11 protein-coding genes are annotated in these 12,976 nt (G+C 67.4%); 10 read left to right on the forward strand and 1 reads right to left on the reverse strand.

The window, feature by feature from the left end; genetic code table 11:
- Positions 1-2,142, reverse strand: a 2,142-nt coding sequence (locus tag CA237_RS18360) for a ComEC/Rec2 family competence protein (RefSeq protein ID WP_346773526.1), incomplete at its 3' end; no start/stop codon positions are given.
- Positions 2,143-2,229: 87 nt separating this feature from the next.
- Between CA237_RS18360 and gltX the strand changes: the two genes are divergently transcribed.
- From gltX to CA237_RS18410, 10 genes are all read left to right on the forward strand, one after another.
- On the forward strand, positions 2,230-3,660 hold the full coding sequence (gene gltX, locus CA237_RS18365) for a glutamate--tRNA ligase (RefSeq protein ID WP_066694329.1): 1,431 nt from the start codon (positions 2,230-2,232) through the stop codon (positions 3,658-3,660).
- An 18-nt stretch (positions 3,661-3,678) separates the two neighbouring features.
- Positions 3,679-4,962, forward strand: coding sequence for a citrate synthase (locus tag CA237_RS18370; RefSeq protein WP_066694331.1), 1,284 nt, complete (start codon positions 3,679-3,681; stop codon positions 4,960-4,962).
- 1 nt (position 4,963) lies between these two features.
- Positions 4,964-5,170 carry a hypothetical protein gene (locus tag CA237_RS18375; protein ID WP_066694334.1) on the forward strand — a complete coding sequence of 69 codons (207 nt, stop codon included), beginning with the start codon at positions 4,964-4,966 and terminating at the stop codon, positions 5,168-5,170.
- Positions 5,171-5,471: 301 nt separating this feature from the next.
- Positions 5,472-5,744 (forward strand): STAS domain-containing protein, encoded by a 273-nt coding sequence (locus CA237_RS18380; RefSeq protein WP_066694337.1) that lies wholly within the window; start codon positions 5,472-5,474, stop codon positions 5,742-5,744.
- Entirely contained in the window at positions 5,741-6,109 is a 369-nt protein-coding gene (locus CA237_RS18385; protein ID WP_066694346.1) for a response regulator, read from the forward strand. Before CA237_RS18380 ends, CA237_RS18385 begins: the two co-directional genes overlap by 4 nt.
- Positions 6,106-8,070 carry a chemotaxis protein CheA gene (locus tag CA237_RS18390; RefSeq protein ID WP_126015167.1) on the forward strand — a complete coding sequence of 655 codons (1,965 nt, stop codon included), beginning with the start codon at positions 6,106-6,108 and terminating at the stop codon, positions 8,068-8,070. Before CA237_RS18385 ends, CA237_RS18390 begins: the two co-directional genes overlap by 4 nt.
- Positions 8,057-8,581, forward strand: coding sequence for a chemotaxis protein CheW (locus CA237_RS18395; protein ID WP_066694349.1), 525 nt, complete (start codon positions 8,057-8,059; stop codon positions 8,579-8,581). The genes CA237_RS18390 and CA237_RS18395 overlap by 14 nt, the downstream gene beginning before the upstream one ends.
- 24 nt (positions 8,582-8,605) lie before the next feature.
- Positions 8,606-10,399 carry a methyl-accepting chemotaxis protein gene (locus CA237_RS18400; RefSeq protein WP_066694351.1) on the forward strand — a complete coding sequence of 598 codons (1,794 nt, stop codon included), beginning with the start codon at positions 8,606-8,608 and terminating at the stop codon, positions 10,397-10,399.
- Complete coding sequence (locus CA237_RS18405) at positions 10,396-10,875, forward strand: chemotaxis protein CheW (protein WP_066694353.1); 480 nt, start codon at positions 10,396-10,398, stop codon at positions 10,873-10,875. Before CA237_RS18400 ends, CA237_RS18405 begins: the two co-directional genes overlap by 4 nt.
- Before the next feature lie 93 nt (positions 10,876-10,968).
- Complete coding sequence (locus CA237_RS18410) at positions 10,969-12,888, forward strand: methyl-accepting chemotaxis protein (RefSeq protein WP_198158628.1); 1,920 nt, start codon at positions 10,969-10,971, stop codon at positions 12,886-12,888.
- Positions 12,889-12,976 lie beyond the last annotated feature (88 nt).

Raw genomic sequence — 12,976 nt, forward strand, 5'->3', positions numbered from 1 at the left:
GCTCCGTGGCGGGATCGGCGCCCCTGCGCTCCACTCAGCTCTCCGCTCGTGTTCGGGGCTACTCGTCGGGTCGATCGTCCCGGGCGCCTCCACCGGATGCTGTCGCCACCGGGGCAGCGTCGTTATCCGCCCGGTGGGCAGCGCCACCGCGACGACCCCGCTCCGGGCCAGCATCGCGCGGTCGGGCTTCAGCCAGCGCGAGCGGCATTCCTCGGGCAGTCGCCGCTCGCTGACCACGATGTCCGCACGTGCACAGGCCGCGATCAGTTCGGCCCAAGGCACCGCATAGCCGCTCCGGGTCGCGAGGATCGTCCAGACCCGTCCGCCCGCTTGACGCCGCGCAACGCACAGGTCGGGGCTGCACCGCGCGCCGGGCTGGTCGGACAGCGGCGGCAGTGCGCCCAGCACGCCACCGCCCTCGCCCAGGGTCGAGCGGACATACTCCCCCGCCCGGTCGCGCAATATCGCCATGCCGCCGTCGTCGGTCGCCAGCGCCAGATGCCGCCCGTCCCCCGTCACCAGCAGGTCGGGCGCAGGCGTCGCCAGCGCCCATAGCACCCCCGCCGCCAGCGGCACCACGCCCCAGCGTCGCCACGTCGTCCGCCACAGGGCGATCCACAACCCGCCCAGCACCATCAGCGCGAACGCCCCGTCGGGCATCGCCGGCAGCGCCGCGACCGATCCCGGCGCCGAAGCGACGACATGCGCCACCCACAGCAACAGCGCCAGCGACCGCTCGACCAGCCACCATGCCGGCGCGCCCAGCCCGGCCACGTCGAGCAGCAGCGCCAGCGCCTCCAACGGCATGGTGACGAAAGTCGTCAGGGGGATCGCGACGATATTGGCCAGTGCCCCGTACAACCCGGCGGTATGGAAATGGTACAGCCCGATCGGCATCAATGCTGCCTCGACGGCCACACCGGTCAGCAGCAACGAGCCGAGACTACGCGCCATCTTGCGCCCATAGCCTTCGTCGCGCGCGAGGAACCAGCGGCGGACCCGCGGATGCTCGTGCAGCGCGACGATCGCGGTGACAGCCGCAAAGCTCAGCTGAAAACTCGGACCGGCGAGCGATTCGGGCAGCACCAGCAGCACCAGCAACGCCCCCGTCGCGATCATCCTGAGCGTGATCGCCTCACGCCCCAGCGACAGCGCCGCCAGCACCAGCAGCGCGGCGATGCACGACCGCACCGTCGGCACGTCCGCCCCCGAAAGCCAGGTATAGAACAGCGCCGCCCCGGCGCCGGCTGCCGCCGCGACGACCGGCAACCGGATACGCAACGCCAGCGGCGGAAACAGCGCCAGCAGCTTCAGCACGACCGTCATTGTGGCGACCACGACCGCCGTGACATGCAGCCCGCTGATCGACAGCAGATGCGCCAGGCCGGAGCGCCGCATCGCCTCGGCATCCTCTTCGGCGATGGCGCCGCGATCCCCCGTAACGAACGCCGCGGCGATCCCTCCGGTGCTGCCGTCGATCCGCGACAGGATATGGTCGGTCAGCCGGTCCCGTAAGGCGGCATTGCCGGGATTGCCCGGCGTCACGACCCGCACCGGCGCAAAGCCCCGCCCGGTCGCGCCCAGCCGCCGAAACCACGCCGCCCGCGCGAAGTCATAGGCACCGGGCACGGCGGCCGTCGGCGGCGGCATCAACCGGGCGCGAAGCGAGATTCGCGCACCGGGAACGACGCCTGCCACCATGTCCTTTTCGGACAGGTTGACGCGCAGGCGCGGCGGCAGTCCCGCCCCGGCATCGGGCAGCAGCGTCAACCGCACCGCTTCGCGTGCGGGCAGCGGTTCGACCCGCTCGACCCGCCCCACGAACGCCACCACCACCGGTCGCGCCAGCACCGGCGCGGCGACCCGCTCCGCCCGCCACCACACCAGCGCACATCCCAGCATCGCCAGCATGCCGGCCCACGCCACCACCCGCGCGGTCCGCATACCCCAGGGCAGCACCATGCCGCCCAGCGCGACCGACAGCGCCAGCAACAGGAACGCGACCCACGCCCCCTGCCCCGGCAACAGGAACCAGGCGGCGATCCCTGTGCCCAACGCGACCGGCATCCACAGCGGCAACTGCCCCCGCTCCACCTCCGCTCGCGCCTCCAGCCCCTCAAGGAACCGATGCGGCCGGCGCACGGTTTGAAGCGTGCCGGACGTCATGCTAGGGGCGGTCGCGGCTGAATGGGCCATCATGTTCACCCGAAGTCTTGGGGGTATCCGCGCTTGGGCGCAACCAATTCCGCGACGCCTGTCGTCACCCGTTTCGCACCGTCGCCGACGGGATTCCTGCACATCGGCGGCGCGCGCACCGCGCTGTTCAACTGGCTCTATGCCCGTCGCCATGGCGGCCGGTTCCTGCTGCGGATCGAGGATACCGACCGTGTCCGCTCGACCGAACCGGCGATCGAGGCGATCCTCGACGGGATTCGCTGGCTCGGCCTCGACTGGGACGGCGACGCCGTGTTCCAGTTCGCCCGCGCCGACCGCCATGCTGCCGTCGCGCATCAGCTGCTCGACGCCGGCCGTGCCTATCGCTGCTATGCGACGCCCGAAGAGTTGACCGCGCTGCGCGAGGAACAGCGCGCCGCCGGCAAGCCGATCCGCTATGACGGCCGCTGGCGCGACCGCGCGCCCGAGGATGCGCCGGAAGGTGCCCCGTTCGTCATCCGGCTGAAGGCGCCGAAGGAAGGCGCGGTCACGATTGCGGACCAGGTGCAGGGCGACGTGACCGTCGCCAATGCCGAACTGGATGATTTCGTGCTGCTGCGCTCCGATGGCACGCCGACCTATATGCTGGCGGTCGTCGTCGACGATCACGACATGGGCGTGACGCACATCATTCGTGGCGACGATCACCTCAACAACGCCTTTCGTCAGCTTGCGCTGATCCGCGCGATGGACGCGGTCGAGGGCGGCTGGCCCGATCCCGTCTATGCGCATGTTCCGCTGATCCATGGTGCGGACGGCGCGAAGCTGTCGAAGCGGCATGGCGCGCTGGGGGTCGATGCCTATCGCGACGAGCTGGGCGTCCTGCCCGAAGCGCTGAACAACTATCTGCTGCGCCTCGGCTGGGGGCACGGCGATGAAGAGATCATCAGCCGCGAACGCGCGACCGAGGTGTTCGACCTGTCGGGCGTGGGCCGCTCGCCGTCGCGCTTCGATACCAAGAAGCTGATGAACCTGAACGGCCACTATATCCGCGAGGCCGACGATGCCCGGTTGACCGATCTGGTCGCGCAGCGCCTGCCCGACGGGATCGACCGCGATCTGCTGCAACGCGCCATGCCGGTGCTCAAGGTCCGGGCGGCCGACCTGAACGAACTGGCGGCCAATGCCGCCTTCTTCTTCCGGTCGCGACCGCTGGCCATGGACGAGAGTGCCACCGCGTTGCTGACGCCGGACGCACGCGCGATCCTTACGCAGTTGCACGCCAAGCTTGACGCACTCGCAGCATGGGATACGGAGACGATCGAAGCTGCGGTACGCGAAGTCGCCGAGGCAGCGGGGTTGAAGCTGGGTGCCGCCGCGCAACCGCTTCGCGCCGCGCTGACGGGTTCGCGCACATCGCCGGGGATCTTCGACGTGCTCGCCCTGCTGGGCCGCACCGAAAGCCTCGGCCGCATCGAAGACCAGATGGCCAAACCGGCCGCATAACGTAACAGGAGACGCCGAATGGCCGAAGACGCTAAGCTGCAAGTTGCGGGCAAGGACGTCCAATTTCCGGTACGGTCGGGCACCATCGGTCCCGACGTGATCGACATCCGCAAGCTGTATGCGCAGACCGGCACCTTCACCTACGATCCGGGCTTTACCTCGACCGCCAGCTGCGATTCGGCGCTGACCTATATCGACGGTGACGAAGGCGTGCTGCTGCACCGCGGCTATCCGATCGGGCAGCTGGCCGAAGAGTCGAGCTTCATGGAGGTCGCCTATCTGCTGCTGAACGGCGAACTGCCCTCGGGCGACGAGCTGATCAAGTTCACCGGCACCATCACCCGCCACACCATGCTGCACGAACAGCTTGCCGGCTTCTATCGCGGCTTCCGTCGCGACGCGCATCCGATGGCGGTGATGTGCGGCGTGGTCGGCGCGCTGTCGGCCTTCTATCACGATTCGACCGACATCACCGATCCGCACCAGCGGATGGTCGCGTCGCATCGCCTGATCGCGAAGATGCCGACGATCGCCGCCATGGCGTACAAGTACAGCGTGGGCCAGCCGTTCATCTATCCGAAGAACGACCTGAGCTATACCGGCAACTTCCTGCGGATGACCTTCGGCGTTCCGGCCGAGGAATATGAGGTGAACCCGGTCGTCGAAAAGGCGCTGGACCGCATCTTCATCCTGCACGCCGACCACGAACAGAACGCGTCGACCTCGACCGTGCGTCTCGCCGGTTCGTCGGGCGCCAATCCGTTCGCGTGCATCGCGGCCGGTATCGCCTGCCTATGGGGTCCGGCGCATGGCGGCGCCAACGAAGCCGCGCTCAACATGCTGCGCGAAATCGGCACGCCCGATCGCATCCCGGAATATATCGCCCGCGCCAAGAACAAGGACGATCCGTTCCGCCTGATGGGCTTCGGTCACCGCGTGTACAAGAACTACGACCCGCGCGCGACGGTCATGCAGAAGACGGTGCGCGAAGTGTTCGACTCGCTGGGCGTCAACGATCCGGTGTTCGAAACCGCGCTGCAGCTGGAGGAAATCGCGCTCAACGACGATTACTTCCGCGAAAAGAAGCTGTTCCCGAACGTCGATTTCTATTCGGGCGTCATCCTGTCGGCGATCGGTTTCCCGACCACCATGTTCACCGCGCTGTTCGCGCTCGCCCGCACCGTCGGCTGGGTCGCGCAGTGGAACGAGATGATTTCGGACCCCGAACAGAAGATCGGCCGTCCGCGTCAGCTCTACACCGGCCCCGCACAGCGCGATTACGTGCCGGTGGGTCAGCGCTGAGATGCGCATCGTCCGGCGCACGCTGATGATCGTGGGTGCGATCCTAGCGTTCGTCGGGCTGTTCTGGCTGGGTCAGGGGATGGGTGTCATCCGCTGGCCCGCCAGTTCGTTCATGATCGATCAGTATCTCTGGGTCGTGACCGGATCGGTCACCGGCGCGCTCGGGCTGCTGTTGGTGCTGATCGCCCGGCGCCTGCCCCGTCGCTGACCGGGCCTTTCCCGAGTCGCGCAGCGGCATCGTCGTCGATCGAGTCGCACCGTAATCGGGCGGCGGAGCCGTAGCGTTCGCGCGACGTAAAAATATTTGTGTATCGGCAACGGCGTTCGATCCCGCAAAATGCGCGCTATGCTCTTGTTAGCGCTGCCATTCGTGACTCGAGCCCCGGTCGCGGCCGCCTGTTGCGACCCGTTCGCTTAAATCGATCTTAATCACGTTCTGCGACGACGGTCTCCTGTTTGGGGGCCGACATCGTATGACTTCTACCTTCTTCCTTCCTGCCGGTCTGGCGATGCCATCGATTGCAACGGTGGCCGAGGAACTGCGTGCGCAGCCGCTCGGCGGTGAGGTCGTGCTCGACGCATCGGCCCTGACCGCGCCCGACCTCAGCGTCGTCCAACTCCTTCTCAGCCTTCGTGCCGAAGCCAGGTCGCAGGGCGGCGATGTCCGCCTGTCCGCGCCGGCCGGCGAGGCGCTGACCGCCCTTCTCCATCGCGGCGGCTTCACCGACGCGATGAGCCCCGACGACAACGCCTTCTGGTTCCACGGAGTCCCGCTGCAATGACTGCTTCCATTCTCGCCGTTGATGATTCCGCCAGCCTGCGCATGGCGATCCGCATCGCCCTGACCGGCGCGGGCTATACCGTGACCGAAGCCGGAGACGGCGTGGAGGGTCTGGCCAAGGCCACGTCGACCAAGTTCGACATGATCGTGACCGACCTGAACATGCCGAACATGGACGGACTGTCGATGATCCGCGAACTGCGCAAGCAGCCGGCGCAGGCCGGCGTGCCGATCATCTTCCTGACCACCGAATCCGATCCGGAAATGAAGAACCAGGCAAAGGCCGCCGGCGCGACCGGCTGGCTGGTCAAGCCGTTCGTTCCGGATCAGCTGGTGAAGGTCGCGCGCAAGGTCCTTGGCCGGTGAGCGGCGACGATCCGATCGCCGCCTTCCGCGTGGAGGCGGGCGAGGTGCTGGATCAGGTCGAACAGGGGCTGCTCGACCTCGGGCACGACCTTGGCAATGCCGATCTGGTCAACGCCGTCTTCCGCGGGCTGCACACGCTGAAGGGCTCGGGCGCGATGTTCGGCTTCGATGCACTCGCCGGCTTCACCCATCACTGCGAAACCGCCTTCGACCGCGTGCGCAAGGGGCAGGTTCCGGCGACCGCCGGGCTGGTCGCGGTCATCCTGTCGGCGCAGGACCATATGCGTGCGCTGGTCGACGGTGACGCCCCCAAGGCGGAAGGCGACGCGATCCTCGCCCGCTTGCAGGCGGCGATCGACGAGGCATCGGGCGTCACTTCCGCTGCCGCCCCGACGGCTGCCCGCACCGGCTGGACCGTGTCGTTCAAGCTGCCGGTCGACGCCATGGCCAACGGCACCAATCCGCTGATGCTGCTCGACGAATTGCGCGAGCTGGGCGACTGCACCGTCGTCGCGCGGACCGACGCCATCCCGCCGCCGTCGCAGCTGGTCCCCACCGAATGCCATGTCGGCTGGGACGTCACGCTGATCGGCGACATCAAGCGCGACGATATCGAGGACGTGTTCATCTTCGTGATGGACGACATGGACCTGACCATCGAACCGCTGGCGGTCGAGGGTGAGGAAGCGCCCATCGCCGAAACACCGGCCGTCGTCGAAGAACCCGTCGTCGCCATGGCCGCCACCGCCAGTGCCGACGGCCCCGCCGCCCGCTCGACCGCCAAGGCCGAGGAAAGCGTCCGCGTCCCCGCCGGCCGTCTCGACGCGCTGATGGACCGCGTCGGCGAACTGGTGATCGCGCAGAGCCGCCTCTCGCAGCTTGCCGACCATGGACAGGACCTCGTGCTGCGCTCGGTCTCCGAGGAGATCGAGCGGCTGGCCGGCGAACTGCGCGAAACCATGATGGTGCTGCGCATGGTCCCGGTCGGATCGCTGTTCTCGCGCTTCCGCCGCCTGATCCACGACCTGTCGCGCGATACCGGCAAGACGATCGAGTTCGAGACCGAAGGCGAAGCGACCGAGGTCGACAAGACCGTGATCGAACGCCTGTTCGACCCGATGGTCCACCTGATCCGCAACAGCTGCGACCACGGCCTCGAAACGCCCGAGGACCGCGCCGCCGTCGGCAAGCCCGCCGCCGGCACCGTCCGCCTCGCCGCGCATCAGGCCGGAGGTGAGGTCGTCATCACCATCCGCGACGACGGCCGGGGCATCAACCGCGCCCGCGTCCGTGCGAAGGCGGAAGCGAACGGCCTGATCCAGCCCGACCAGGCGCTCACCGACCACGAACTGCTCCAGATGATCTTCGCGCCCGGTTTCTCGACCGCCGCGACCGTCACCAACCTGTCGGGCCGCGGCGTCGGCATGGACGTGGTGAAGCGCACGATCGAAGGGTTGCGCGGATCGATCGACGTCCAGTCGACCGAAGGCGAAGGATCGCTGATCGCGCTGCGCATTCCGCTGACGCTGGCGATCATCGACGGCCTGCTCGTGCGGGTCGGCACCGGCCGCTACGTCATCCCGCTGACCGCGGTCGAGGAGTGCATCGAGCTGTCGCTGGAAGACGACATGCGCCATCGCGGCCGCAGCCTCATCACGCTGCGCGAAAAGCTGGTGACGTTCCTGCGCCTGCGCGAACTGTTCGCGACCGACACCCGGCCGGACCCGTTCCAGAAGATCGTGGTCGTCGCCACGCCGATGGGCCGCGTCGGGCTGGTCGTCGACCAGATCATCGGCAACCACCAGACGGTGATCAAGCCGATGTCGGCGCTTCACCGCGACGCCACCACCTTTGCCGGCGCAACGATCCTCGGCGATGGCGAGGTCGCGCTGATCCTCGACATCGCCCAGCTCATCGCGCTCGGCCAGCCTCGTGAGGAGACGCTGCGTGCAGCCGGATGAACAACGCCAGGCGGGGGGCCTGGTCCCGTGGAACAGCGACCGCCAGCTCGAAGTGCTGGTTTTCGACTTGGGGGGTCAAAGCTTCGCGCTCGAGGCGGTGCTGGTCCGCGAAATCCTCGACATGATGCCCGAAACGCGGGTGCCCGGCGCACCCGATCTGGTCGGCCATGTCATCAACTTTCGCGGGCGGATCATTCCGCTGGCCGACCTGCACCTCGCTTTCGGGATGCGCGTGCCGGAAACGACCAAGGACAGCCGCATCGTCGTGATCGAGGCGGAGCTCGGCGGCGAGCCGACCATCCTCGGCCTGCGCACCGACAAGGTGCACGAGGTCGCGACCTTTTCGGCCGCCCATAGCGAGGACGCGCCGGTCGTCGGCCTGCGCTGGCGCCGCGAACATGTCCGCACGCTGATCCGGCATGGCGACGACGATATCGTCGTCCTGCCCGACCTGAATGCGATTTTCCAATCGATCACGCGCGGCGACGTCGCGGGGACGTCGATCCACTAACATTCCATTTGGGGGGGGGTCTCCATGCGTGCAACGATCAAGGTTAAATTGGCCGCCACCTTTGCTGCCGTCATCATACTGCTCGCCGTCGTCATCGGCGTCGGCATCAACAAGATGAGCACACTGAACACCGCGATCAGCGATGTTATCGCCGGTCCGGCGCGCCAGTCGCTGACGGCGCAGCAGATCGATACCGAACAGAGCCAGGCGCTGGCGGATCAGCAGTCGCTGATCCTCAACACCGACGCCAGCCGGATGCAGGGCTATTATGACGCGGTAGTTGCCGGCGAAGGCCGCGTGGACAAACTGATCGCCGAGGGACAGTCGCTCGCGTCCGAGAGCGGCAAGCCCTACTGGGTCGAAGTCGCCAAGAGCTGGACCGAACTCAAGCCCGTTTTCGACCGCATCCGCGACATGGGCAAGGCGAACCAGAACGAGGAGGCCACGCGACTGTCGAACGAGGTGCAGGTTCCGCTGCTCAAGAAGATGAACGCCAGCGTCGATCGGCTCACCGATTTCCAGAGCGCGAACATGAAGGAAGCCGACGAGGCGACCAACGTGCTCTACGCCGAAAGCCGCATGGTCCTGGTCGTCACCGGCATCATCGCCTTCGTCATCGCCGTGCTCGGTGCCGTCTGGATTTCGCTGACCGTCTCGCGCGGCCTGAAGCGCATTACCGTTGCGCTGGACGCGGTTGCCATCGGCGACCTCGACAACGAAGTCACCGTCACGTCGAACGACGAGATCAAGGACCTGGTTGATACCGTCAACCGCATGACCGGTTCGCTGCGCAAGTCGGCGACGCTGGCCGACACCATCGCACAGGGCGACCTGACGGTCAGCCACACCCCGCTGTCGGACAAGGACAAGCTGGGCCATGCGCTGGTGACGATGGTCGAACGCCTGCGCAATGTCGTCGGTGACGCATCGGGTGCGGCCGACAATGTCGCCGCTGGCAGCCAGCAGCTCTCCGCCTCGTCGGAACAGGTGAGCCAGGGCGCGACCGAACAGGCCGCCGCTGCCGAAGAAGCATCCGCTTCGATGGAAGAGATGGCCGCCAACATCAAACAGAATGCCGACAATGCCGCCCAGACGGAGAAGATCGCGCGCCAGTCGTCGAAGGACGCCGAGGCGAGCGGCGTCGCGGTCGACCGTGCGGTCGGTGCGATGCGGGTCATCGCCGAGAAGATCGGCATCGTGCAGGAAATCGCCCGCCAGACCGACCTGCTGGCGCTGAACGCGGCGGTCGAGGCGGCACGTGCCGGCGAACATGGCCGGGGCTTCGCGGTCGTCGCATCGGAAGTCCGCAAGCTGGCCGAACGCAGCCAGACCGCCGCTGCCGAAATCAGCGCGGTGTCGGGCGACACGGTGCAGGCCGCGGCACAGGCAGGCGAGATGCTGACCAAGCTGGTCCCCGACATCCGCCGGACCGCCGAACTGGTCGCAGAGATCAGCGCCGCATGCCGCGAACAGGATATCGGCGCAGCACAGATCAACCAGGCGCTGCAACAGCTCGACACCGTCACGCAGCAGAACGCGTCGGCATCCGAACAGATCACCTCGACCTCCGAGGAACTGGCGGGTCAGGCGAACGAACTGCAGCAGAGCATCGCCTTCTTCCGCGTCGAACATGCCCATGGCAACCGCCGTCCGGCGGCCACCCGCAAGCCGGCGGCACCACGGGCGAAGGCCCCCGCCGCCAGCCGCGCCAAGCCCAACTCGGTCGCCGACCAGCAGGCCCGCGCACGCGGCTTCGCACTCGACCTGACGCAAGGCGGGCCCGACAGCGACGACGCTGCCTTTGGAGAAGCCGCATGACCGACAAGACGCCGATGCAGGTCGTGACCTTCGGCCTGGGTGAGGAAGTGTTCGCGGTTCCGGTGACCATGGTCCGCGAAATCCTCGACTATCGCCCCGCCTTTCGCGTGCCGAACGGCCCGGCCTGGATGCTCGGCATCACCGATGTCCGGGGACAGGGTGTGCCGATGATCGACCTGCGGATGCGGCTGGGGCTCAGCGCGGTCGAACCGACGCTGGCGACCCGGGTGCTGATCGTCGACGTGATACTGGCCGACCGGATGCTGTCGCTGGGCCTGGTGGTCGACCGGGTGATCGCGGTCGCGACCTTCGAACGCGAACGGCTCGAAGCCGCGCCGGACATCGGGCTGCGCTGGCGGTCCGACTATATTGCCGGCGTCGTCCGTGAAGCCGATGGCTTCGTCGTCATCATCGACGCAGCGCAGGTCTTCTCCAACGACGACGGCGCGATCGCGACCCTCGCCACCGCCGCCTGACCTGCCCCGCGCCGCGTCCGCCGGACGGATGCGGCGCGGACAGACGCCCGACCGACCACGGCCTGGACAACCATAATAATAAGGATGCCATTCATGTCGCTGCTGTCGCACTTCAACCGCACGTCCCGGCCCGCCGCGGCGATCGCGGAAATCCATGCGCTGACCCGATCGATCGCCGCCGGCGATCTGTCGCAGCGCCTGCGCGAGGACGTCGCGACCGACGAGGCGCGCGAGCTGCTGGCGGCGGTCAACGCACTGCTCGACACGGCGCTGGGTCCGGTCGCGCGGCTGGAAGTGGCGATGGTCCATGTCCTCACCGAACATGATCGCGGCGACATCGACGTCATGCTTGCGCCCGATACGTTCCCCGGCGACGTCGGCCGGATCGCGGATCAGGTGAACCGACTGGTCGGCGCCCATATCGACACCAAGAAGGCGGCAATGGGCTGCGTCCGCGAACTGGCGAACGGCCATTTCGACGCGCCCTTCGCCTCGCTGCCGGGCAAGAAGGCGTTCATCAACGGCGCGATCGAGACGCTGCGCGGCAATCTGCGCACGCTGATCGCCGAAATGAACCACATGTCGGCCGAACATGATCGCGGCGACATCGACGTACAGGTCGCGGCCGACAAATTCCCCGGCGATTTCGCCACGATGGCGACCGGCATCAATACCATGGTCGCCGGCCATATCGCGGTGAAGAAGAAGGCGATGGCCTGTATCAAGGCATTTGGGGAGGGCGATTTCGAAGCAACGCTCGAACCCTTCCCCGGTAAGAAGGCGTTCATCAACGACACCATCGAAACGCTCCGCCGCAACTTCAAGGAAATCTCGGGCGAGATCCAGCGCCTGATCGGTGCCGCGACCGCCGGACAGCTTGGTGAGCGGGGCGACGCCACCCGGTTCGCGGGCGATTATGCCGCGATCATCGCCGGCATCAACGGCATGCTCGACGCGATCATCCTGCCGATTGCCGAGGGTAACCGCGTGCTCGACCGCGTCAGCACCGGCGACCTGACCGGGCGCGTCGACATTGCGTGCGACGGCGATCATCAGCGGATGAAGGACGCGATCAACCGTCTGGTCGACAATCTGTCGCACTTCGCGGGCGAGGTCGCCTTCGCTTCGGATCAGGTCGCCTCGGGCAGCCAGCAGCTCTCCGCCGCGGCCGAACAGGTGAGCCAGGGCGCGACCGAACAGGCCGCCGCCGCCGAACAGGCATCGTCGTCGATGGAGGAGATGGCGGCGAACATCAAACAGAATGCCGACAATGCCGCCCAGACCGAAAAGATCGCGCGCCAGTCGTCGAAGGACGCCGAAACGAGCGGCATCGCGGTCGATCGCGCGGTAGGTGCGATGCGGACCATCGTCGAAAAGATCGGCATCGTGCAGGAAATCGCGCGTCAAACCGATCTGCTGGCGCTGAACGCAGCGGTGGAGGCGGCGCGCGCCGGCGAACATGGTCGCGGCTTCGCGGTCGTCGCGGCCGAAGTCCGCAAGCTCGCCGAACGCAGCCAGAACGCCGCCGCCGAAATCAACGCGGTTTCGTCCGACACGGTCAAGGCCGCGGGTGAGGCGGGCGAGATGCTCGCCCGGCTGGTGCCCGACATTCGCCGGACCGCCGAACTGGTGTCGGAAATCAGCGCCGCGTGCCGCGAACAGGATATCGGCGCATCGCAGATCAACCAGGCGCTGCAACAACTCGACACGGTGACGCAGCAGAACGCCTCCGCCTCGGACGAGATTTCGTCGACCGCCGATCAGCTGGCCGGCCAGGCCGAAGAGCTTCAGGCCAGCATCGCCTTCTTCCAGCTTGCCGAAGGGGCAACGGCGCCCGCCCCGGTCGTCCGTCCCGCCAAGGCGAAACCTGCCAAGGCGATCAAGGCCAAGCCTGCGCCCAAGGCCCGTCGCGGCAGCATCGCCGACCAGCAGTCCCGCGTACGCGGCTTCGCGCTCGACCTGTCGCAGGGCGGCAGCGACGACGAAGACGCCGACTTCGGTCGGGCGGCCTGACCGCCGCACCGCCCTTCTCCCTGCTCCGACGACGTGACCGTCGCCGCCACGTCGATCGAATGGAACCCGCCCTATGTCCGCCTTGCCC

Source organism: Sphingomonas sp. ABOLH, from assembly GCF_003951715.1.
Classification (GTDB): Bacteria; Pseudomonadota; Alphaproteobacteria; order Sphingomonadales; family Sphingomonadaceae; genus Sphingomonas; species Sphingomonas hankookensis_A.

Excerpts from the sequence above, each read along its gene's own strand:
- CA237_RS18370 (WP_066694331.1), top strand. The coding sequence starts at position 3,679 with ATGGCCGAAGACGCTAAGCTGCAAGTTGCGGGCAAGGACGTCCAATTT.
- CA237_RS18375 (WP_066694334.1), top strand. The coding sequence starts at position 4,964 with ATGCGCATCGTCCGGCGCACGCTGATGATCGTGGGTGCGATCCTAGCG.
- CA237_RS18380 (WP_066694337.1), top strand. The coding sequence starts at position 5,472 with ATGCCATCGATTGCAACGGTGGCCGAGGAACTGCGTGCGCAGCCGCTC.
- CA237_RS18385 (WP_066694346.1), top strand. The coding sequence starts at position 5,741 with ATGACTGCTTCCATTCTCGCCGTTGATGATTCCGCCAGCCTGCGCATG.
- CA237_RS18400 (WP_066694351.1), top strand. The coding sequence starts at position 8,606 with ATGCGTGCAACGATCAAGGTTAAATTGGCCGCCACCTTTGCTGCCGTC.
- CA237_RS18405 (WP_066694353.1), top strand. The coding sequence starts at position 10,396 with ATGACCGACAAGACGCCGATGCAGGTCGTGACCTTCGGCCTGGGTGAG.
- CA237_RS18410 (WP_198158628.1), top strand. The coding sequence starts at position 10,969 with ATGTCGCTGCTGTCGCACTTCAACCGCACGTCCCGGCCCGCCGCGGCG.